14 protein-coding genes, 4 pseudogenes and 1 riboswitch are annotated in these 22,403 nt (G+C 60.3%); of the genes and pseudogenes, 10 read left to right on the top strand and 8 right to left on the bottom strand.

The features are described 5' to 3' along the window. Nucleotides 1–322: 322 nt before the first annotated feature. The gene (locus IC66_RS45705; RefSeq protein ID WP_131233175.1) at nt 323–619 is read left to right on the top strand and encodes a hypothetical protein; all 297 of its coding nucleotides are present in this window, start codon (nt 323–325) and stop codon (nt 617–619) included. A 246-nt stretch (nt 620–865) separates the two neighbouring features. Here the strand turns inward: IC66_RS45705 and IC66_RS48730 are convergent, their stop codons facing one another. After that, on the bottom strand, nt 866–1,165 hold the full coding sequence (locus IC66_RS48730) for a hypothetical protein (RefSeq protein ID WP_028144341.1): 300 nt from the start codon (nt 1,163–1,165) through the stop codon (nt 866–868). 98 nt (nt 1,166–1,263) lie between these two features. Between IC66_RS48730 and IC66_RS48725 the strand changes: the two genes are divergently transcribed. Continuing rightward, on the top strand, nt 1,264–1,587 hold the full coding sequence (locus IC66_RS48725) for a hypothetical protein (RefSeq protein ID WP_014490252.1): 324 nt from the start codon (nt 1,264–1,266) through the stop codon (nt 1,585–1,587). A gap of 282 nt (nt 1,588–1,869) precedes the next feature. Here IC66_RS48725 and IC66_RS0138165 read toward each other — a convergent pair whose 3' ends face one another. From IC66_RS0138165 to IC66_RS48710, 3 genes and pseudogenes are all read right to left on the bottom strand, one after another. Continuing rightward, on the bottom strand, nt 1,870–2,403 hold the full coding sequence (locus IC66_RS0138165) for a transposase (protein WP_011082845.1): 534 nt from the start codon (nt 2,401–2,403) through the stop codon (nt 1,870–1,872). 334 nt (nt 2,404–2,737) lie between these two features. After that, nucleotides 2,738–2,896 (bottom strand): annotated as a pseudogene (locus IC66_RS48715) (recombinase family protein); the annotation flags it as partial. Between the two features lie 365 nt (nt 2,897–3,261). Then, nucleotides 3,262–3,441, bottom strand: a complete 180-nt coding sequence (locus IC66_RS48710; protein ID WP_277996271.1) for a recombinase family protein — start codon at nt 3,439–3,441, stop codon at nt 3,262–3,264. Between IC66_RS48710 and IC66_RS49300 the strand changes: the two genes are divergently transcribed. The 6 genes and pseudogenes from IC66_RS49300 to IC66_RS0138120 all read left to right on the top strand — a co-directional run bounded on the left by IC66_RS49300 (nt 3,358) and on the right by IC66_RS0138120 (nt 10,258). Then, nucleotides 3,358–3,813, top strand: a complete 456-nt coding sequence (locus IC66_RS49300) for an ATP-binding protein (RefSeq protein ID WP_018647508.1) — start codon at nt 3,358–3,360, stop codon at nt 3,811–3,813. The genes IC66_RS48710 and IC66_RS49300 overlap by 84 nt on opposite strands. 1,268 nt (nt 3,814–5,081) lie before the next feature. After that, complete coding sequence (locus tag IC66_RS0138145; RefSeq protein ID WP_043900134.1) at nt 5,082–5,723, top strand: GNAT family N-acetyltransferase; 642 nt, start codon at nt 5,082–5,084, stop codon at nt 5,721–5,723. Between the two features lie 435 nt (nt 5,724–6,158). Beyond that, nucleotides 6,159–6,305 (top strand): annotated as a pseudogene (locus IC66_RS46765) (transposase); the annotation flags it as partial. A 125-nt stretch (nt 6,306–6,430) separates the two neighbouring features. Beyond that, nucleotides 6,431–6,601: riboswitch (cobalamin riboswitch) on the top strand. A gap of 104 nt (nt 6,602–6,705) precedes the next feature. Then, nucleotides 6,706–8,649: a ribonucleoside-diphosphate reductase subunit alpha gene (locus IC66_RS0138135; protein WP_240536556.1), complete on the top strand. Its 1,944-nt coding sequence runs from the start codon at nt 6,706–6,708 to the stop codon at nt 8,647–8,649. Beyond that, complete coding sequence (locus IC66_RS0138130; RefSeq protein WP_014490245.1) at nt 8,640–9,713, top strand: ribonucleotide-diphosphate reductase subunit beta; 1,074 nt, start codon at nt 8,640–8,642, stop codon at nt 9,711–9,713. The genes IC66_RS0138135 and IC66_RS0138130 overlap by 10 nt, the downstream gene beginning before the upstream one ends. A 287-nt stretch (nt 9,714–10,000) precedes the next feature. After that, complete coding sequence (locus tag IC66_RS0138120) at nt 10,001–10,258, top strand: hypothetical protein (protein ID WP_014490244.1); 258 nt, start codon at nt 10,001–10,003, stop codon at nt 10,256–10,258. Nucleotides 10,259–11,002: 744 nt separating this feature from the next. Here IC66_RS0138120 and IC66_RS0138115 read toward each other — a convergent pair. The 3 genes and pseudogenes from IC66_RS0138115 to IC66_RS0138095 all read right to left on the bottom strand — a co-directional run. Continuing rightward, a complete protein-coding gene (locus tag IC66_RS0138115; protein WP_011082835.1) occupies nt 11,003–11,596 on the bottom strand; it encodes an outer membrane protein in 594 nt (197 codons plus the stop codon). 1,293 nt (nt 11,597–12,889) lie between these two features. Continuing rightward, nucleotides 12,890–13,141: a DUF7662 domain-containing protein gene (locus tag IC66_RS46760; protein WP_014490241.1), complete on the bottom strand. Its 252-nt coding sequence runs from the start codon at nt 13,139–13,141 to the stop codon at nt 12,890–12,892. Between the two features lie 3,231 nt (nt 13,142–16,372). Continuing rightward, nucleotides 16,373–16,669 (bottom strand): annotated as a pseudogene (locus IC66_RS0138095) (integrase core domain-containing protein); the annotation flags it as partial. Nucleotides 16,670–17,436: 767 nt separating this feature from the next. Between IC66_RS0138095 and IC66_RS0138085 the strand changes: the two are divergent. Further along, complete coding sequence (locus tag IC66_RS0138085) at nt 17,437–17,718, top strand: DUF3892 domain-containing protein (RefSeq protein WP_370057846.1); 282 nt, start codon at nt 17,437–17,439, stop codon at nt 17,716–17,718. A 1,754-nt stretch (nt 17,719–19,472) separates the two neighbouring features. Here the strand turns inward: IC66_RS0138085 and IC66_RS44130 are convergent. Beyond that, nucleotides 19,473–19,881, bottom strand: a pseudogene (locus tag IC66_RS44130) (IS21 family transposase); the annotation flags it as partial. A 140-nt stretch (nt 19,882–20,021) separates the two neighbouring features. Between IC66_RS44130 and IC66_RS0138075 the strand changes: the two are divergent. Beyond that, entirely contained in the window at nt 20,022–21,533 is a 1,512-nt protein-coding gene (locus IC66_RS0138075) for an ISNCY-like element ISBj12 family transposase (RefSeq protein WP_011084703.1), read from the top strand. Nucleotides 21,534–22,403: the final 870 nt, after the last annotated feature.

The following is a 22,403-nucleotide window of genomic DNA, read 5'->3' as shown; positions in this document are numbered from 1 at the left end:
TCAAGCTACTGTCCGAATTTGCGGGGCCAGCTCTAACGAATCAAAGGCTTGTCGTGGAGTAATTCACAGGGGCAGGTGATGAATACGCCGGATGACGTGACGGAGATGTTGCACCTGAGGGTGTGTGGGTGAGGTCTGAAGCGGATTGCGCGCCAGCTGGGCTGCAGACGGTGAAGGACTACGTGGCGCGGGTGGGTGAAGCCTTCAAGTCGCCTGAGCGGGCGAAGCGGATCATGGCCTTGAAGGCTGGCTGCGCGAGAGGTTCATTCGACATCGCGGCAATGCGGATGCGGTCCGTCACGACCTGTTGGCCGAAAACGGCTTGGCGGTCAGCCGGCGAACGCTGCGACGCGCCGTGCAGCCCTACCGCCAGGCACTGAAGGCCGAAGCTCTGGCGACGACCCGGTTCGAGACGCCCCCGGGGCGGCAGCTACAGATCGACTTCGGCGAGCGTCTGGTCGATATCGGCGGGGCGAAGGTCAAAGCATTTGTGTTCGTGGCGAGCCGCGCCGAAAAGCAAGAGCACTGGTTCGCTGGGCTCGAGAGCGCATTCACGACCTTGCCGGAGGAAGTGCTGAAGGACAATCCACGCGCGCTCGTGGTGCGCCACGACAGGTGAGCCGGTCGGTTCAGTTTGACGACAAGCTCATCACGTTCGCGAAGCATTGGGGCTTCCGTCCTCGCGCCTGCGCACCGTATCGGGCGCGCACAAAGGGCAAGACGGAGAATGGCGTCCGCTACGTGAAGAAGAGCGTGATCGCGGGGCATTCCTTCGCGAGCTGGGAGGCATTCGAGACGCATCTCGCCGAGTGGGAGGGCGGGGTGGCGAACGTACGTATCCACGGCACGACGGGCGTGGCGCCGATCACTCGCTTTGCGTGTGACGAGGTACACCGGTCGAAGCCGCTCGGCGTCGCTCGGATCGCCGCGCGAACTGGCCCGCGTCGTCGGCAACGATTGTGCTGTCGAGATCGATACGAACAACTACGGTACCCTGGCGGCTGATCAGCGAGCGCGTGGCGGTGACGGTCGCGGCTGGCGAGGTGCGCATCCACCATGGCATGCGCGAGGTTGCGGTCACAGGCAATCGGAGGATCGCCGGCTGCGGATCGTCGAGTTCGCCCACCTCGACGGGGTTGCCTGTCGCGATGGCGCGGTCTGCCAACCAGCAACCGCGACACCGACAGTGCCGGCGCCTTCACCACTGCCCTCGTTGTTACGTCCTCTTGCCGAATACGAAGCTACGATCGGAGGGAGCTTCTGATGGTGCGTACAAAGAAGGTCACCGAAGCACCAATCGATTGGCTGGGGGCCATGCTGGCGCGCTCGCAGCTCTCCGGCATCCGCGACCAGCTCGACAACCTGCCCGACGAGACGGCGCGCGTGAACCTGTCGGCGCGTGAGACGCTGATCCTACTGTGCGAGCGCGAGGTCGTGCGCAAGGATCATAGACGCAGCCGTCGATCGACCGAAGCAGATCCGCGACCTGGCCGCCGTCACGTTGGATCGCCAACGGCGAGAACGTGCTGCTGCTCGCGCGCTCGAGTCAGGTTCATGCTGCCCACCTCGCTACCCCCTTGGAGTTGAGTTTCTTTTTGACCCGGATCGCCAGACGATGGCCGCCGGAACCGCCGCGCCCTTGACTTGGGGATGTTCCAGATCAACCGCTTTGACCATCCACGGTGCGCCTTTGCACAGCTGCTGCGCAGGCAAGCTCTGTTCTTCGATCAGACGGCGAGCCGTCGAAGGACTGACTTTCAACGCAGCTGGGCGCGCTCGTCCTCTCGGTAGGCCGCGATGGCGTGTTGGTTGCGCAGACTGCGAACGCGGACGCGGACGCGGGCCCAACTGTTGCCACGCCCTGTCGACCTACTGGCGCGGTTGAGAACCGCGGCGATGATGCTGTCGGGCATCTGACGCGCGAGGACACGAACGAGATCGACCACATCCGCCGCGGTGCTCGCCGGTGCGGTTCCTCCTCACCTGCAATGCCGTGTGATCGCCGCCATGCCAGTGGACAATCAAGTCCAGCACCTCGTCGCGCATGCGCACAACGATCTCATTGATGAAGCTTCGGATGATCCTGTTGCGCGTCGCAGCTGTTGCACCCGGACTTTCCCAAGCTCTCTTGAGTTCGGAATCAAGCGCAAGTAACCGATCGCGATCGATGTCGCTCAACGTCATCTCCGGCGTAGCCAACAACGTGTCGCGCTTGCCCTCAAGCTCGCGGACAGCGACCAGGCGTTCGTTCCAGCGCCGCTCCAGCTCGCCGGCAACAAGGCGATTGTCCGAATCGACAGCCTCGTATCGCCGAGGAGCGCGAGTTGCCTCGTAGCGTGCCTGCTCCAGAGTCAACTCGAGCTGACGCAGCTTGTCGGCGTGTTCACAGCCGCGCGCTTCCATGGCCGCCAGCGCTGCCTGTATACCCAGCGGCTGCAGCCGCGCGATGACCTCCGCGCTGATCGCGCGATCCGCGCGCAGACCGCCTAATGAGATGCACGGGTCTCCACCATGGTTGATCTGGCTACCGCGGCAATGATACCGCCCGACAGTACTGTGCGTACCGCTGTAGGTAACGTGAAGTTTGCGGCCGCAGTGGCCGCAACGAAGAACCCGCGAGCCGGCCTTCGCCGCTGCGAACCGAGCCTCGACTCATGAAGCGTTTTCCGTTGGCGTTGTCGGTGATCAGGCCCTGATTCTTCTCGAACTCCGCCCACGTAATGTAGCCCTCATGGTGGTCCTTGATCAAAACCTCCCAGTCGTTGCGCTCGCGCCGGAAGCCCCGCACGATCCTCTTGCGGCCGGCCTCGATCGTCACCCGACTGCCCGAGCGCCCGAAGACATAGGCGCCAGCATAGGCGGGATTGGTCAGGATGTGGTAGATCGTATTGTACACTGGTAACTTCCATTCGACGTGGCGGCCCTCGGGGCCATGGCCGCCCCCCGGGCAAAGTGATTCGCTCCTGCCGTAAGCAGAGGTGGACCTGGCGCGGTGTCTGCATCTCGGCAAACTTGGTGAACACGAGTGCGAGCGCCTCCTGAATGCGCCGATCAGGGTCCTTGTCGATCCGATCGTTGGAGACCTTGAGATAGCCGATGGCGACGTTGAGGAAGAGCTCACCCCTGCGTGCCTTCTGCTCCAAGGCTTCAAGCGAGCGTTGCCGAACGATAGACAGCTCCATCTCGCTCATCGTGCCTTTCATGCCAGCAGAAGGCGATCGTTGGGATGGCGAGGATCGTCGACGCCATCCTCATCGACGATCAGTGTTCCAACGAGCCCGTAGAACTCCAGGAGCGTATGCCAATCCTGCCGTTGCGCGCCAGCCGAGAGGCCTCACTCGAGACCACAGCGCCAACTTGCCCTTCGCAAATGGCGGCGAGCAGCTTCTCGAAACCGGGACGCGCGGTGCCGCCACCAGAGCGACCGAGTTCGTCGTCGATTGCGGCCACCTCGCTCCAGCCCAGCTGCCGGGCAAGGTCGGCCAAGCCGTACTAGCGGCGCTCGCTCTCGCGGTTGTTGATGACCTGGTCTGCCGTCGACTGGCGAACGTAGACGACGGCCTCAAAGCAGATCCGCCGCTTCCGGTGGATCGTCTACTGGAGGCGCGTCTTCTTGCCGCGATCCTCGACCGGCTCCTGCACCACCGCCACGTGCTGACGATCCGCGGCGACAGCTACCGACTCCGCGCCAAGAGTGGCTTCATCAAACCGCCGACCGCCGGTGACGGCCGTCCGGTCGGCTCCGCCTCCCTCCGTCCCGTCACCGGCGGAAGCGACCATCAAACGTCCGATGGTGGGGGCAGTTCTTCATGACGAAAAGGGGGCAGTTCCGGATGGCGTTCGACAGACTATGCTCAAGGTTGAACCCGGGCCAACTCAGCATCAAGGGCGGATAGATCCCTACCTATTCTGGGGAGGTCTTCGCTACATTGCCTTCTGATATGCTGCCCCGACGACTACAGTTTTCCAAGACAGAACGAAACAACATGACTCACCACGTGGATCTCGGACCTGGTGTGGCAAGCATACCAGCGCCAAGAAATCTTCCAAACCGTTCCGATCAGGGAGTGAGTTGGAACAAGTCCTACGAAGCCATCAACGCTTGTGGCCAAAAACCTCTTTTACGAGAGTTACTCACGCAACTACGTCAGCCTGCTGTCTTTCCCACTATGGCAAGGATCGCGGCGGATACAACTGACCTGGGCGTCAAGTACGACGAGGGCACGACAGCAACGTTTTCGCTCGATAGAGCTAACGCCGTTGTGCGAGCGATCGACACGCCTGACGATCAATCAATGCACGAAAGCTCTCGCGCGATCCCAAGTTGCGTTGTTCAGTAGGTCGACGGCGGCAGCGTCGTGGTATCCAGTCCCGTTGCCTTGATCCGACAATCGCGAATCGCGGCGATGATGCGCCGAGACAAGAACATCAAGGAGCGCGGACAACATGCGATAATTGGAAAGCCGCTGTACTACGCATATGAGTCTCGCAGACGAAAGCTCTCTCTGCCGGTGACCGCGGACACGACGTTGGCAATGGAGGTTTCGCACTTAGCATGTGTTTTGACCAAGAAACTTACGAGAACCGCTCAATACGAGACGAGGTGATGATTCCTTGCCTAGTCTGGACCTCGACGCGCGACACTTGGCTGGCTGTTTGCTCGTGCCGGAGCCCGGTTCAGGCAGCCATCGCCCGATGTTCGCCATGCCCTGACTTCTTCGCACTTGCAATATCAAAGGCGTCCTCATGTCATTCCCTTCGCGGACGGTTGCAGGCTGCCGAACCGTGTCGACCTTGAGAACGTCGGAGCTTCCTTGGGAAGGGCGGGGCGGGTTCCAGATAGGGCGTGGAAGCGCAGAAGCCCGCCAGGAATATGTAGATCCAAGCATTGCCTACCAAGGAGCCTTCGTCCGAAGTGGCCGTCAAAGTCAGCCGTCTGAGACAGGCGGAGATCTCGGAAGGGAAACCAAATGCACCCGGCGAGTCCCCGTCGGTGCATCCATTCCGCTCACCGTCAGATGTGTCGATGCCATGCTCCTCCTTGGAAGGCCAATGCCAAAACAGAGCCCCGAAACGACTTCATGACAGAAGAATCAGATATCAGATCTGCGAACGCAAACATTCGTGCAAGCACTGTCTGGACAATTGTGCTCGGCTTTGCCGCGGATCCGTTGATGCGTTGGAGCTGGCCTGACCCAAGGCAATACCTTAGAAGCATGCCTCAGTTCATTGACGCCTGTGGGGGCCGAGCATTTGCACATGGCACAGCCTACGTCGCGGGAGAGATTCGTGGCGCGGCCCTGTGGCTGCCTCCCAACGTGCAGCAAGATGAGGAGGCATTGGATGCAATCATGGCGCTATCCCTGCGCCCGGAGATTACCGAGGATATGGCACACTTGCGGCGGAGAATGGCCGAACATCGTCCCCACGAGCCACATTGGTATCTGCCACTCATTGCCGTCGATCCGAACTGGGTCGGAAAAGGGCTTGGCACGTTGCTGATGAACTACGCCCTTCAACGATGCGATGAGGACGGCATTGTTGCCTACCTCGAAAGTTCGAACCCTGAAAACATTCCCTTTTACCAACGTCACGGCTTCAAGGTCGTTGGTGAGATACAACACGGTTCTTCGCCGCCGCTCACGCCAATGTTGCGAACGGCTTCATTCCGACCCAGCAAGGCCGCGCCGCCGGATCGGCTCGTCACCCAGACTCAAGCATAGCTCCGCCTCATCCCGTTAGGATTGATTGCCAATAACCTGACATGACCGCGTTCGGTCAGGACGGCTTATGTTCGCGGCCAGACAACTGAGCACGTGAGGCGGCTCGCCGGGCCTGCGAAAAGCATACCAATCGTCTCTTCGGCAAAGTTGGCACGTCTGATGTGAGAGCTGGCGGGGTCAAATCCACTAAGCTGGGATATTGCCACGGGCGGCTGCATCGATTTGCGGTCGGGCTCCAGACAATTTTTGATCTAAGGCCACAGAAAGCGATGAATGGCGAGACGCGTATGGCTACCGAAACCCGATCCGGCCCAACTCAATTCGCGGACCGCGAACCGATCGATGCCAACATTCAGGATGTCCAGGGTTGCTGTTCCCCTGTTGGAGAATTTGCGACGCCACTTCCAAAGGTTTGAGCACATCTTGGCCGATCGCAGGCGCTGGGTCGTCGAGCGCACCTTTGCGTGGCTCGGCAGATGTGGGCATCTCTGCAAAGACTTCGAAGGTTCCGCCGCTACCGAGCTCGCCTGGCCGCTCGTCGCCCATCTGAGGCTCCTAACTCGCCGATTGGCCAGGCCTTGAGACATCTATGTTTTTTGAGTGAGGCTCTCAGGACAGGCGCTCGGCGAATTTCGAACCTCGACCTCGGGGCTGCTCCAACTGGTTAACTTGACTGTGCCGTCTTGACGAGTCTGGGCAAAGGCTTCTATATGTGGTGTCGTAGTGGTTTTAAATTCGCATATATGGTGGCACGGTGTTAGGGGGGAACCCATTGTGTCGGCAGCGGCTATTCCGAGGCATTAGCGCGACAGCGCTGGGAAGGCCGACAGCCTCAGCGACCCGCGAGCCAGGAAACCTACCGCGACAGAACCCATGTCCTCGGGCGGGGTGCCCGGTGGGTCGCTTGCAGCCGGGGACATTTGCCCGGTCCCCTCGCAAGTCGTCCGCACGGTCCCAGCCCCCAAATATCACGGGGTTGCCGATGTCGGCGTCTTACGATTTCGATCAGTATGGTCATCTCATTGAGCTGCCGAGTGTGCGGCAGCCCTCAGCGCAGGCAAAGCCTACCACACCTGAACTGTGTCTTGTGCAGCCCCCAGCATTGCCGGCTCCCCTGCCGAGGCCCCCCGCGCGATCGCCAACTCCGTCTGACCTTTCGCTCGATCGGTCGCGCGACGACCTGCTGACCTCGTTTGGTAGGCTGACGCTGACCGACCGCTATCTGCTCGCCGGCGAAGGCTTCCAGGACATGTTCGCCCGAGTGTCTTGCGCCTTCGCGGACAATGTTGCGCATGCCCAACGTCTATATGATGCGATGTCTCGGCTGTGGTTCATGCCGGCCACACCGGTGCTCTCCAACGGCGGCACGACGCGCGGCCTTCCGATCTCGTGCTTCCTTAACTCAGTGTCGGACTCGCTCGAAGGCATCGTCGGCACCTGGAACGAGAACGTCTGGCTTGCTTCCAATGGCGGCGGCATCGGCACCTACTGGGGTAATGTTCGCTCAATCGGCGAGAAGGCGAGGGGCGGCGTCACCTCGGGCATCATCCCGTTCATCCACGTCACGGACGGCCTCACGCTGGCGATCAGCCAGGGCTCGTTGCGGCGCGGCTCGGCGGCGGTCTATCTCGATATCCACCATCCCGAGATCGAGGAGTTCCTCGAGATCCGCAAGGCGTCTGGTGACTTCAACCGCAAGAGCCTCAACCTACATCACGGCATCAACGTCACCGACGAGTTCATGTGTGCCGTGGGCGCCGGCACCGCATTCGCTCTGCGCAGCCCGAAGACTAACGAGGTCGTCCGCGAGATCGACGCCCGCCAGCTGTGGCAACGCATCCTTGAGAACCGGCTGCAGACCGGCGAGCCTTATCTCTTGTTCATCGACACCGTGAACCGTGCGCTCCCCAAGCACCAGCGCGAGCTCGGCCTCGAGGTCTCGACCTCCAACCTGTGCAGCGAGATTACCCTGTCGACCGGCATCGATCATCGCGGCGAGGAGCGCACCGCGGTTTGCTGCCTGTCGTCGCTCAACCTCGAGACCTGGGACCAGTGGAATGAGGAGCCCGGCTTCATAGAGGACGTCATGCGCTTCCTAGACAACGTGCTCACGCACTTCATCACGGTGGCGCCGGACGGAATGAAGCGTGCCCGCTACGCCGCCCTGCGCGAGCGCTCCGTTGGCCTCGGCGTCATGGGCTTCCACTCGTTTCTCCAGGCCAAGGGCATTCCAATGGAGGGTACCTTGGCCAAGTCATTCAATCTGAACATGTTCCGAAAACTCCGTCGCGAAGCCGACGCCGCATCCGTGGCGCTCGCTCGCGAGCGTGGCCCGTGCCCGGATGCCCTGGAACGCGGCGTGATGGCGCGCTTCAGCCACAAGATCGCAATCGCGCCGACCGCCTCGATCAGCATCATCTGCGGGGGCACCAGCGCCTGCACTGAGCCGATCCCGGCCAACATCTACACCCACAAGACGCTATCCGGCGCCATCTCGGTGCGCAATCCGCACCTCGCTAAGGTGCTGGCCGCGAAAGGCGCCGACACCTCGGCGACCTGGGAGTCGATCATCGCGCACGACGGATCGGTCGCCCATCTCGACGTCCTGTCGGAGCACGAGAAAGCGATCTTTCGCACCGCCTTCGAGATCGACCAGCGCTGGATCGTCGAGCTTGCCGCCGACCGCGCCGCGTTGATTTGCCAGAGCCAGTCGATCAACCTCTATCTGCCGGCCGACGTCGATAAGTGGGACCTCCACATGCTGCACTGGACGGCGTGGAAGCGTGGGGTGAAGAGCCTCTACTACTGTCGATCAAAGTCGATCTCGCGCGCGGCGTTCGCCGGCAAGATTGCCGGGGATGCAACGCCGACGCAGCAGCCGGCGCGGCAGCGCACCGACTATGAGGAGTGCCTCGCATGTCAGTGATCGATCTATCGCGCGCCGATCCGCGCACGTTGATCGGCAAGGGACGCGTCGGCCTCCTTGACTCGACCGGCAGCTACGACGTCGATCGCTATGCCTGGGCTTACGAGTTCTGGAAGCGCCAGCAGCAGACCCACTGGATGGGCGAGGAGGTGCCGCTCGGCGCCGACCTCAACGACTGGGCTTCGGGCCGCGTCACCGACAGCGAGCGCGCGCTGCTCACCCAGATCTTCCGTTTCTTCACTCAGTCGGACATCGAGGTCGGCGACAACTATTTCAAGCGGTACATTCCGATCTTCCAGCCACTCACCGTCCAGATGATGATGGCCGCTTTCACTAACATGGAGACGGTTCATATCGACGCCTATGCCCTGCTACTCAAGACGCTCGGTATGCCTAAGACCGAGTTCGAGGCATTCCGCGGCTATGCGCAGATGCGCGCCAAGGCGGACTACATGCACGAGTTCGGCGTCGACAGCGTGGCGGATGTCGCCCGTACCCTGGCGATGTTCGGCGCCTTCACCGAAGGCATGGCCTTGTTCGCCAGCTTCGCCATGCTGCTCAACTTCCCACGCCACAACAAAATGAACGGCATGGGACAGATCGTAAGCTGGTCAGTGCGCGACGAGAGTCTCCACTGCGAGGGCATCATCAAGCTATTTCACGAATGGCACCGCGAAACCGGCGCGGTGACGCGCCCCGTCCGCGACGACATTGTCGACGTAGCCAAGACCATGGTGAAGCTGGAGGAGAACTTCGTCGAGCTCGCCTTCGGCCTTGGCAAGATCGAGGGGATGCTGCCTGAGCATATCCACGCCTACGTCCGCTACGTCGCCGACTGGCGACTGGCCCAACTCCGGATTGCCCCGGTCTTCGGCTTCTTCGAGGCGAAGGAGGGCGGGTTCACCCAGCTCAAGGCGCATCCGCTGCCGTGGCTCGTCGAGATTCTCAATGGCGTCGAGCACGCCAATTTCTTCGAGCAGCGCGCCACGGAGTACTCCAAGGCGGCGAGCCGCGGCAGCTGGGACGGCGAAGACGGGGTGTGGGCGACTTTCGGCCGTATCTAGCCCATTTTATTCATGCTAGCGGCATTGACAGCGGCAGGCGCCGATAGTCGTCGCCGTCACCCGCCAGCATGACAAAGGCATAGAACCGGACCTCCTCATCGTGGCGTCTTGATTGCAGCGCGACAAAGCCGGACACACAGATGGTTTGTTGGGTTAAGCCGGTACATGCGCTCCATTGCTGATGGCGGCTAGGGTTTACAGTATTTCCGCAGGTCGGTGAGGTGGGTCTCGTCAACCACCTTCATGAAGTCAATCAGCGCAACACGGCTACGCCCTTGAGCAGACGAATGTTCTCGATGATCGCCACGGCCGCCCCCCTCTTAGGGCTAGAGGGGATTACTATCACGCAATCGGAAGTTGTAAAGAGGGGCAACCCTGTCAAAGGGGGTCATCTTCATTGCAGCCCGGTCGGATCAGGCAAACCGATTTGTTCTTCATCCCCCTTCGCGTTTGATTTCGTCGCCGACCCACTGGCGGTCTTCCTCGGCCGTGGCTTCGCGGAGGTGATCTACTACGAGCAGACGCTGGCAATGCGGCTCGGATGACAGCCGCGTTTCTGTCCTAACACAAGAGTTCCGCTTCAGCGCTGCCGATCCACCTCTCGAGATTTTGCATCCGCTCTCCGAGGCGCTCCCAATTGATCCGCGCCAGCGGGGGTTCGGCAGGCTGATCGGGCGCAGAGATCGGCAGCGACGATGACGCAAGCCATCACGTCGTCGACGTTATGTCCCACCCTCGCACGAGCGCCGCTTCGACCGCTCGTCGGCCTTTCGTCCGAGGTGGCCAGTGCGGCCTCGACCTGGTCGACCAAGTCGTAGCACGAAGGTGCGCCCGGCTCGCACCTCGGCTCGCATTTCAGTGCGCTGCCTGTGCGATGAGCGTGCTGCGGCCGACCGGAACGATTGTAATCGATGACCTGTGTCTCCCTAAGCGAGGGCCGGGTTAACTACGACGGTCGACAAAACTATTTTTTGCCTCATCATTCTCCGACGGCCGGAAAGCCGACGGTGATGCAGGTGGAGGCACGGGGCCGGGAAATCGGCGCAGCCAGCCACTAAGCGGCTGGCGTTCGACCACGGCAGCACGCTTGAGTTCGCCGCGATCTCGCCGTGGCGCTGCGTCATAACCAGATCAGCCAGATTCCTTTGAACCACGCCTAACCAGCTCGAGCCGATGTACCGACAAGAAGCCGATAGCGCTATTGATGCGAGTCCCTGTTGCCAAGGTTTCTATGCCGCGATGCGGCTCAGGATATTGGTGCGAACCCGCGCCATTTTGGCGAAGATCGATCAATAGGTCGTGGCGATCACGCCACCCCACCGGTAGTTCACACGGACCAAGCCGATATCGACGTCCTGACCGATACGGGCAGTCCCTGCAAAAGTGCCCACCGGAACACCCACGAGTCCGGGTGAAAAAAAGAAATCCACATCCCGACGACCCATGAACAGGTGGTCGTATTCAACGCCGATGGACCAGTTCGGAGCAAAGCCAAATTCAAGGCCCGCCCCTACCGTGCCGCCCCAACGAGTTTCGCTGCCGTTGTCGATAGTGAGCCCGGTCGCAAAATCGGAGACCCGGTATTTGTCACGGACGACTGCAGCCCCACCTCTTACATAGAGCAGCACGTTATTCCAAGCATAGCCGACTTGGCCCGTGAACAGGCCGAATGCATCAAGCGTGGAGTCATCCCGGACGCCTGCGAAAGCAAGGTTCGCGTTGGAGCCCTTGAAATCGGCCCAATTGCCCTGCGTCTCCAGACCGAACACCGAGTTCGCTATTTGCCAGCGGTAGCCGATGTGACCGCCCACCGTGCCTCCCGTCGCATGATGGCGCCCCATGCCAACGGGCGGAGCGACGACCACGCCGCCGGCGTTGACCACGTCCCAGCACTGCCGACGTAGAAGCCGCTCCAATCATAGATCGGAATGACCGCCGGAGGCGCTTTGAAGTAAGGCCGCGCGGCCGGATCAACGGCAGAGGCAGGAGCAGCCAGCGTGTTGAGGGCTACCGTGCCCGCTAGCAATTTTTTTATTCTTCTGAATCCCAGTTTCGAATTCGACGCCCCCGACGGGATATTGACGACGATTGCCACGTTTCCGCCACCTCCATCAACTGCAAGGGTTGGTAGTTGACGGGGTCGCAAGCGCCGCCTGAGCGGCCGGTCGATGGGCAAAGTGCATGTCGGGTCGGTCGCGGATGCTGTCCGCCGACTGTTGATTAAGTGGCTTGACCCGAAAATGTCTAATCGCGGTTACCCGTCCTGCGCGGCTTCGAGCACATCAGCATGACAAGAGTCAGCGCATCGACAGCGAGTCAGTTTCCTGATTGCAGCTGCTCCGCGTGTCCTCGTTCCGCCCGTATCGACCGTTCGTCGGCCATTGGATGCAAGTGTTCCCGCTTACGGCGAAGCTTCGACGGACGAGCCGCATTCAATCCATTTCGTTCCGGGCGGACGATGCATCCGCAGTAAGACGGAGGCGTGTGTAGGGGCCGGCGATAAGGCTCGGCGCCGCATCGAGTTAAGAGTCCAGAATTTCTTGCTGCGGCTGGCCTTCTCGATCACGGCCAGTACCCTCTTCGATACATGAAATTTGAGCCGCGAAACAGGCCGAGCGACATCCCGAGAACTGGCTATTCCAGGAGCTCTCACAGAACTCCCAGCCGAGTTCGGTATTGAACGACTGCGCTCGGAGCGGCCGACTACGGCACCCATCTCCAACAGCCACGTGAGCCGGTTGCTGGAAGACCGGGCGCCGTGTCGTCTTCGCCTTCATCGTCACCGAGTTCGATGCAGAAGCTGCAACGGCGCAGTTCGGCAAGGTCGCCGATCCGCTCCGTCCCAAACTCGAAGCGGCGATGATCCCTGAGTGCGCTCTCGCGCATCCGAAGCTGAGCAAAGGCGTCAAACGAACGGCGCCTTCGAGAGCTATCGCACGCTCGATCCCGTGGCTCTGCTGGCGGAGATGAGGGACGCCAAGATCGAGCTCGGCACGCGTATCGGCGCCCGGCCGCCCCTTGCTTGCTGCCAACGGAGGGAGAGGCTACTGCGATAAGAAATATCATGTCTTGTCGATACGGGCTTAGTCGTGTCGCGTGATCATTTTCATTCACGACGCATCCTCGATTGTCGAATTAGCGAACCAGGTTCAAGGCATTCGCTTTTGCGGAAAATGCTACCCCCTGCGCCGAAATGTTACTGTCCGCTGCAATCGATTTGGTTCGGCTTGATACCCCGGAACTGTCCACGCAAGGCTGTGACTGTGATTTGTTTTGACGGGGTCTTCGTTGGCCCACCACGCATCATATTCATACGCTGATTTCGGGAGGGAGCGACCGATAAGCATCTCGATGTCGGCAAAGGTCATCTTGAGCGAGGCAGAGCTGTTTGCGACCAGCTTGTCTCTCAAAGGGTTATAGATCGACATCGGGCTCCCCCATCCAACGATCTCATATTATATAGCCAATCCGGACTTTTCGTCACCAATTGCGGATTTTGTCCGATATTTGTCGGTTTTCGTTCGCAGCGGCACTGACGCCGCCGCGACATCATGTCGAGCAGCAGCCACGTCTGCGCCGAAGGCAGGCGGACGTACCACCTTTTACGGCCCTGAACATCGGCCTGAGCGGCTCTCGAGCAATGAAGCTACCGAAACGATATAGCCTATCCGGAGACTTTCGTTCATCTCGATGTGTTAGGCCCGCTGGCATTGGCATATGTTCGAAGAAAAGCGCGAAGCCGTGCCTGCCATTGAGATGCCGGTTTCGGCTCTTGTGCTACAGCATCGCAAGTGGGCCGCCGGTCGGGTGGAGATATCCTCCGGTGGCCCTGACGGTCAGTTTCAATGCGCTGTCATGCTTTTAAGCGGCTAGCGTGGCCGCCATGGATCCGACAGGTGCATGCAGACGCTCGCCCCGCAGCACAGGGGAATTGCGGCTTTACCAGAATTAAGCAGCGCCTCGATGAGGCGACCCAAGCCCAGCAACAGGAACGCTGGTGCTTGAAATCGCCCTCAGGCCTCGGAGCTTCTCGGCGGCGCTCCAACTACTGAGAGCCTCGTGTGTTAGATACGTCGCGGCCAATTCATTCCAGGATCTCACGACCTGATTCCAGCTCTCTTTTCGGGCGGGCAAGAGCTCAAGCATCCTTTGCGCCTTGCGGGCAGCGGCAAACCTCCCGTCTCGCGTAGCGTCTTTCAGAATTCTCCGCACCAACACTTCGGTTCGCTTCCATCCGGCGCCCGTCGATCTATCCTCGGCCAAGGAAGCGAAGTACACTCGAAAGGTCAGGGCACGTTCGGCGGCGATGCCCGATGCCAAGCTTGGCTCGTTCAACCATCGGTAAAGAGACTCGAGCTGCTCCGAGTCGCCGAGCGTGAAAGTGTCATCATCCCCGAAAACCAAGAATGTCGCGAAACCGGCGATCTCAAGTTGCATGCCCAAATCTTGTGAGTCCAGCCAACGGGTGATTGCTTCTAGTGGAGACATAGCTTTGCTCTCCTGTGGGGTTGATCGCGATTCAGCCCGGAGGACACCGCGCGGGTCAACTACAAGAATTTGTAGCTGACGGAAATAAAGAGCTGTCAGGCGTGCCGCCGCTATGGTGTTTCTGCATTGAACGGAGGGATTTCCGAAGGACGGCTGAGCAGCGCCACCCCGCGCCGACGACTTGCAAATTCCGAGCCTCGTTACTCCAAGAGGCGCTTGTTCGATTGGAGAAGATTCGGCGGCTTGCGATATCCGTTGGAACATCAAGGACGAGCCCAACCCCGACCAGCTCGAAGGAATTGACGCTCTGAAGCACGGTCGCTAGGGCAAGGTTGTAATCTTTGAGGCGATCAGCGAACATGACGGATGTGCGGATTGACACTTCGACGTGGGAGCGCGAGTACGGGAAGAAGCCAAGCGGGCGCCGCTATCGGCGCTTCCGGATCATATCGCCCAGTATTGCAGTCAAAGACTATTAATTAAGAACGGAGATCCCAATGACGTTCCCCAGGGCGTGCAGGGGGGCAATAGAAAGGGCGCGGCAACGCGGTTCGGCTCAAATCGTGCTGCTACCGTGAGGGACCCTGACGAGTTTGACGATCGAACGCATGTTTTCCCGAGGGCTGAGACGGAACAAGAGCTTGGGATCACGGTCATAATGGAAAAGTGGATCGTCTCCCAATCCGTCATCAATCCAGCCTTTGACTCTAACGAGAGAGAAAAGACTGGCTAGCAGCTAGGCGACATCTCGCTCTCGACACTCGATCTCGCCGATTGCAGCCGCGATCGCTCGTGAATAAGGGAAGCGACCAAGGCCCGGCAGTTGGTCTCCCCGGTCACAGCAACAGTCCAGCCCTATCACTACAAGGCGCTGCTCCTTCCGAGCCCACCAAATTCGGTAGTTGAGGCGACCGCGGCAGATTTGCAGAGTAAGGCCATCTGTCGATCACAGGGGCGAGGCCGGAGCAAGCTTTATGGCTGGCGTTCAATACTTCGTGTCGCGCCATAAAGGCCGGTGGAAGGTTGCGCTCAATTTTGAGTACTCCGGCCCCTACGCCACTGAGGAAGAGGCGACCGCGTCGCCGTCGACGCCGCGGCAGGGCACGTCGCTCAGGTTCTCGTTCAAAGGGAAACCACCAATTTAGAATCGAGTGGACATATGGCCACGACCCATACCCCCACCAGCCAGCTAATCGCTGACCACATGAGATCGGCGCCGACCTTTCCCGCCACGCCCGCCCCGCAACACCAAAGCGCGTGGCATCAGCAGGGCGGAATCTCACACCGAACACTTATCCACTTTCCGACCGCGCTTCTGAGGCCGGCCCTGTCGAGCGCTGCCGTGCCAGGTTCTGCAGCGGGCGTGCCCTTGGTCTGCGTGGGGAACAAGGCGTTCGTCGCAGGTCAACAAGATCGGGCGACGCCAGCATCTACAAATGGAAGGCCAAGTTCTTTCAGCGTCGAGCCTTGCAACGGAAGCGCGCGGTTTCGTCGCGCCTAGAGTAGAATATTAACATTGCAACCGTCTAGGTTGTGTGCGACCATAGGCTTGGGTCTCAGAAACCGAAGACAGCATCAGTGGCCATCAATGGGCCAGCGTGCTAACGGCCCCGTTCGGCGGGGACGGTGCGCCCGTGTCCAAGGGCACCCCAAAAGCACATTGGCCGGTCACGATTACGGTTTCTGAACCCCGGCAGCCAGTCCGCTACCGGCATCAGAGCTAAAAGCAAAATCCATGAACCATCAGCGAATCTCGCGCCGCGTCGTGGCGATCGCTCGCGTCTGTAGTCTCGAAGTTCTGCACGACAACGAAACATCTCAGCAGAGGGCCGACCGGTTGATGGCACCGCACAAGCGGGGCAACCGTTGTCCGTTGTCAAATGATTTGAGGCTGATTAGGCGGCTGGCGAAAGGAGCGTCGGGCTCCTCAGGGGCTAGAGTTTAAGCGGCCTGCACTCGATGCTGCAAGCGAAGGTTGCGTCTCATCGGCGCTATCCTGCTCGAGCGGCGCCCAAGTTGAGCACCCGCAAGCAAGAGTCGCACGGGCGCATGTCCGTCGTCACGACGATACCCAAGGAAAAGGCGAAGGGGTTTGTTCGCAGGCTCGCTGAAGCTCTTTCCGGCAATCATAGTCAACGGCCCCGGGTTTGCCGGAGGCCATTTGGTTTAAGTTATGCCGCCTTGGCTGGTTGTTCCAGCATGGCGTAGTAGCGTTGCTCGGCTTCGGCCGGCGGGATGTTTCCGATGGGCTCCAGGAGCCGCCGGTTGTTGAACCAGTCGACCCATTCGAGAGTGGCGAACTCGACGGCCTCGAAGCTGCGCCATGGCCCGCGCCGATGGATCACCTCGGCCTTGTAGAGACCGTTGATGGTTTCGGCAAGAGCGTTGTCATAGGAATCTCCGACGCTGCTGACAGACGGCTCGACGCCAGCCTCAGCCAGGCGCTCGGTGTACTTGATGGATACGTACGTTAAAGTGCTGGTCAAGAAAGCTGACGTTTCATCGAAATGACTTTGGCTACCCTACAGGACATGAATTGCCGGAGAGCTGCCTAGTCGAACTCCTTCGCCGCTGATGTTCACGAGTTTAAGTAGGCCTTGTTGACCAGACCGTCGCCGAAGACCGGGGCTGACCGCCTTTGTCCCCGAGAGAGTCGTGCGGCACTCAACCCTCCCACTCTAGAAGCGCGCGTATGCGTGCAGCGATCCGCCGCGCGTCGTTCGGCCTAAGATTGGGCTTCACGCTGTCGAGGATGCCTAACACTGCCCGAGCCTCCTCGGCATCAAATGTCGCGACTTGGCGATCTGCCAGGCTCAAAGACTGATCGGCCGCCCGGGCCTGATTGGCTGTAAGCACCTCAAGCGCTTGCGACCGTAGGGCCGTGATGTGCCGCTCGAATATATGCATCCTTTGGCCCCATGGTTGGGAGTTAGCGGCCACGTGGCTCGGCGCTCAATCTGAGAGAAGAAGAAGCGCTGTCCCTACCACGCGCGCCGCTAACTCCACCGCCAGCTTCGGGAGGGAAGAAGGCTGTCGGTAGGATACATCCACCGCAAAAAGCCGTGGCACAACTACCAGAACTGGTTGCCGCATCACAGTCACGGTCGCCTGGCAATGGGGGCGCGACTCGGCGCCGAGAAGGATGCAAGGCAACCTACTGGGATTGGTCGGCACACTAACCCACGGCCGAGGTCCACACTGAGGCTCTTTTTTCTTGCAGATGGGAGAGACCCGAGTGACCAGCCGCATACGAATTCAATGCATCAACAAGACTGACAGGCAGAACCCTCACGAGCGAATCAAAAACGTTGGCGGAGTAAACCCGGACGGGTCTAGGTGGAAGCAATCCGTCGATCACACGATCAAAGAAATCGAAAACGGTGTATGGGAGTTCTATGTCGAGGAAAAGCGCACGGCCGATGTGATTGTGGCCGTCCACAACGGGCACAAGTACATCAAGACGAAGGCCGACGGCATTCAACCGGACAATTTGCTTTCACTCCCTGAGTGCCCCTAATTGTCGCAAGGATAAAGTTCATTGGCGATCCGGCTGATCAGTAGTATAATTTTGATAGAGCGCCTCCCGAGAGTCACTTGAAAAGGTTGGACGTGTACGCTCCTATCTGCCAGCCTTCCGTTCTGAGGTCAGCCAGGCTGGGAGCGGATCGCTCGATGCGGTCTCCCCGGTAGGCAGACCGGACGCCCGGTCCAGATACCAATCAATCGCCTTGCGATCCCAACGCTGAGTGCCGGGGATAGCCTCCGGTACCAAGCCCTTCTTAATCCACGTGTTGAACGCGTCCTTGGAGCACCCGCAATAGGCGGCTGCGTTGGCCTTAGTGAGGCCCCGAGGTGCGATCTGATCGGCGCGTAGTATCCGCTCCGAACGTCTCAGCTCTGCGGGCGAAGGTCTGTCACGCTGATGATCACCGTCCATTTGGACCTATGGTAGAAGTTAGCGGCAACGTGACTCCGCGCCCGAGCTGGAATTAGAGGCGCTGTCCCTACCACGCCCCGCCAACTTCAACATGGCCAGCGTCAAGCGACTGAAGCTGACGGCGGAAAGTATCGTCCGGGAAAGCCCGTGGCGCAACTACCAGGACTGGTTGCCGCCAGACGCTTGGGCGATCAGTCTCAGCGACCGGAAGCAACGCGGGCACGGCTCGGCGCCAGGTCAGGATAAGAATCGGGCGTTGTCCCTACCGCGCCCGCGCTGCAATTGAGATTAGCGGTGACGTGACTCGGCGCTCTAGCCCCCTCGCGTACACCGGGGCACGCACTGTCCCTGCCACGCGCCGCTAAGCTCAATGGCTGAGTATTCGGGCTAGCTTTCCAAAAGCTGACAAAGATCCGCGCGGAAAATTTACAAACGAAAAGCGGCCCGCTTGGGCCGTTCAAAGCTCAATCTGTTGTGGGCAATCATGCAGCCACGCAAAGACGCTCGCTAGACTGTAAGGCCGTGCGACTTCATGGCCGTCAAGCTTAATGGGGTGATCTTCGATAAGATAGAATTGCCCGTCGGCTGTTCTGACCATCCGATCTCTTAGCTCAAACCACACGCCCGTCGGCCACCTTTTATAGGATACTCGCGTCGCGAAATGGACCGCTTCAGCAATGTCCCGCGCGCGCAAATGCCTTAAAGGCTTAGCCTTTGGTGCCATGATTTCCTCGTCGGCTCAAGAGCCGCGCGGATGCGACTCGGCGCCTTTATCGGCTGGGGGGCTTAGATAGAGGCGCTATCCCTGCGGCATCCGCACTGCCCCGTGAAGTTAGCCCCTCGGATCATAAAGGCTAACCCACACCCTGCTTTCCCATGAACCTTAATCCGCTGGGAGCTGAAGTGCGGTTTAGCGAGAAAGCCGCCGTGCGTGGCCTACCTAAATTGATAGGCCAGACTGAGCGACTTAACGCCGCTCAGCCTGCCAGTATTTCAGCCTCGGTCTTTTGCAGATCGATCAGGCCGCATTAAAAAGGCGTTCGGCCCGCTTACGATCAGTGGCAGCCGCATCACGACGGCGGGTCGGATTGGCGCTCAGCCAATCTATTGCCCGCTTACGGCCGATTGGCGTCACGATTTCAGACACTCCCGGCTCCCACGTCTCTTCGACCAAATAGACTCGCCCGCCCGCCCGCCCGACCAACGGATTCGTTCGGCCTAGAAGGTTCTTAGTGTTGTTTGAGAGTGTAGGGGCGACGGCGCGTGCGGGAGGCCCATCTATATTGGTCCCAAAGCCGTTGAGCTATGCTCTGGTGCGTGAAGACGCGTTCCCCGCTCTCGATCGAGCCGTTCTCATGTGCGATGCCCGCATTGTTGCGCGTTGGCGCCATGCCATAGTGGCCCATCAGCCCGGCGTAGCGCTGCGTCAGATCCTCCCGTGCGTCGGCGGCCAGATTGCGGAACGCTGCCGACAGGCTGTCGCTGCGATGCTCCCGCGGCACGCCGCCAAGCGCCCACAGCGCGTTCTGCAAGCCCGCCGTTGAGCGCCCGCCAGGCGTTGATGCGCCGCTCCAGCGTGCGGCGGATGTTCGGGTTCAGGTCATGATGCCGTCGGCGCAACTCGTCCAGCACGCCGATCACGCGGATGCCGGGCGCAGCCTTCAGGATCGGAACGATCTCGGCCTCCCAATACTGCGCGAGCGGATCGGACCGGCGCCGGCCCCTCGGCGTCTTCTTCTGCGCGCCTGGGTCTGTCCGACTTCACCGATGGCGGGCGACAATCGCCCTCGATTCCGCATTGCCTCGCCTTAATTGTTACCGGATCCTAAGCCGTTGCCTCACGTAAATTGCTCCCCTGGACCGGGAACGAGCGAGGGGCGGAGATGGGGTGGCTAAGCATGGCAACGCGGAAGGAACTGACGGCGGCGGCAGGCGTGCGCTATCGGCGGTCGGATCGCGCGAAGAAGGCGCGGATATTGGACGAGTTCGTCGACATCACCGGATTCCATCGGAAGCATGCGATGCGTCTACTTCGAAACCAGGAAGGCGTACATCCGGGCCGACGGGCGCGACGTCGGATATATAATGAAGCAGAACACACCGCACTCGTGCTGCTTTGGGAGGCGTCAGACCGCATCTGCGGGAAGCGACTGAAAGCATTAATGCCCGCGCTGATTGAGGCGATGGAACGGTACGGGCACCTCGACCTTGCCCCTGAGATTCGCACCAAACTTTTGGCGATGAGCGCTGCGACGATCGACCGCGCCTTGGTGCGGGTTCGAGAAAAATTGGGTCGCAAGCGCCGGCGGCACGCGGGGCATTCCCTGCGTCGCAGTATTCCAATACGGACTTCGGCAGATTGGAATGATCCGGCGCCGGGATTCGTCGAGGCCGACCTTGTAGCGCATAGCGGTCCATCTGCGCGCGGCAGCTTCATCCAGACCCTCGTGCTCACCGACATTGCTACCGGCTGGACAGAGTGCGCACCTCTGATCGTGCGCGAACAGACGCTGGTGAGCACGGTGCTGACGGAATTGCGCAAGCAATTGCCTTTTGCGCTGCTCGGCTTCGACACGGACAATGACACCGTGTTCATGAATGAGACGTTGAAGGCCTACTGCGAGGCGGCCAACATTGTCTTCACGCGTTGCCGTCCCTACCGGAAGAATGACCAGGCGTTCGTCGAGCAAAAGAACGGCGCCGTCGTGCGCAGGATGGTCGGCTATCGTAGGTTCGAAGGCCTGGAGGCGGCCAAGCTACTGGCGGAACTCTATCGGTCAGCGCGGCTGTTCGTAAACTTCTTCCAACCTTCGTTCAAACTGTTAGCCAAGCAGCGCGACGGTGCTCGTGTACGTAAGACATACAGCGCGCCGGCAACACCCCACCAGCGCCTGTCAGCGGACGCCCGCACGCCTGATGCGGTCCGCCACCATCTCCAGGAAATCTATACCGCTCTCGATCCGGTCACGTTGTTGCGCGACATCCGCGACGTGCAGGAGCGCCTCGCGGCGCTCGCGGATATCCAACCATCCGCCCATCCTGCTGCGGCATCACAATCGATTGATCGCTTCCTGGCAAGCCTGCGAACGGCCTGGAAGGACGGCGCCACGCGCCCGACGGATCGGCCAATCGTGAAGGCTAAAAGGGGCCGGCGTCGTCCCGATCCGCTTATCCGGGCAACGTCAGATTTGAGAAAATGGTTTGAAGCCGAGCCTTGGCGGACCGGCAGCGAACTGCTCTCGCGCCTGCAGGTGGAATATCCTGGAGACTATCCGAACAAGCTTCTTCGAACCCTTCAACGTCGGTTGAAATCCTGGCGCAGCGAGCAAGCGAATGCGCTGCTGTTTGCTTCAGAAAAAATGCCGCCAGGGCATGAGGTCACAACACCCCAATGACGTGCGAGGTGCCAGCGGAGGAGGCCGGGCGCTCCGAAACCCCGGCCATCTCCGCACCCGGCCTCCTCCTCAACTCAGGCCAGGAGCAAAATAAATGAGGCAACTGATCGCGCCCGGGAGCATCGATATGTGAGGCAATACGTCTTCCCACCCAGATCGTCGCGCTATACCGAGAGCCCGGCCCAACGAACTCAATGGTGATTGGCTCTCTGACCCGGCGATTGCGAATCTCCGCTTCCGCGATCAAGCCTCGGCAACACGCCGCGCTCACGAGAGTCGTTGGCCGTGTCTGTGATCCGCCGCCGCTTGGTCGATGCCCCTCACAATGACCGCCACGAACCTGCCTGTCTGCGATGATCGGTCGAGCCTCGACGCTTAGGTCGCTCTCAGTCCAGCTTCAAAGACGAGGACCGCGAGCACTCGGGGTGCCTGATCCAGTCCAGCCCCTTCGGTGTGACGCTAGCAGCTCCGCGGCAAGATCTGCCCTGTTGGCTAGGGCGCGGTCAGCCCGTGAAGTGGATGAACGCCGTGGTGCTGACGGCAATCGTGCAGACGGCCGCAGATATTGTGTACGAAGTCGGTGAAGGCATCGCCATCTGGACGATTCCATACGTGACGCCGTGCCGGCGTCGGTGGCGGGCTCGACGTAACCTCACGAATACCCTTCGTGACACGGATATCTTATACCGGACAGGGTGAACGCGCGGATGGAACAGTGTGTGATCGCGATTGATTGGCGCGACATTCAAGAGCGACGGCCGCAAAAGGTCACATTTTCTTTAAGAACCAAATGCAATCTGTCGCCTGATCGTCACGGCCGGATGTACGCCGTGGCATCACGGGGCCCCGGCTTTCATGCCGGGGTTTTTC

This window comes from Bradyrhizobium genomosp. III, assembly GCF_000261705.1.
Classification (GTDB): Bacteria; Pseudomonadota; Alphaproteobacteria; order Rhizobiales; family Xanthobacteraceae; genus Bradyrhizobium; species Bradyrhizobium ottawaense.
This window is presented reverse-complemented; position numbering and strand designations above follow the sequence as displayed.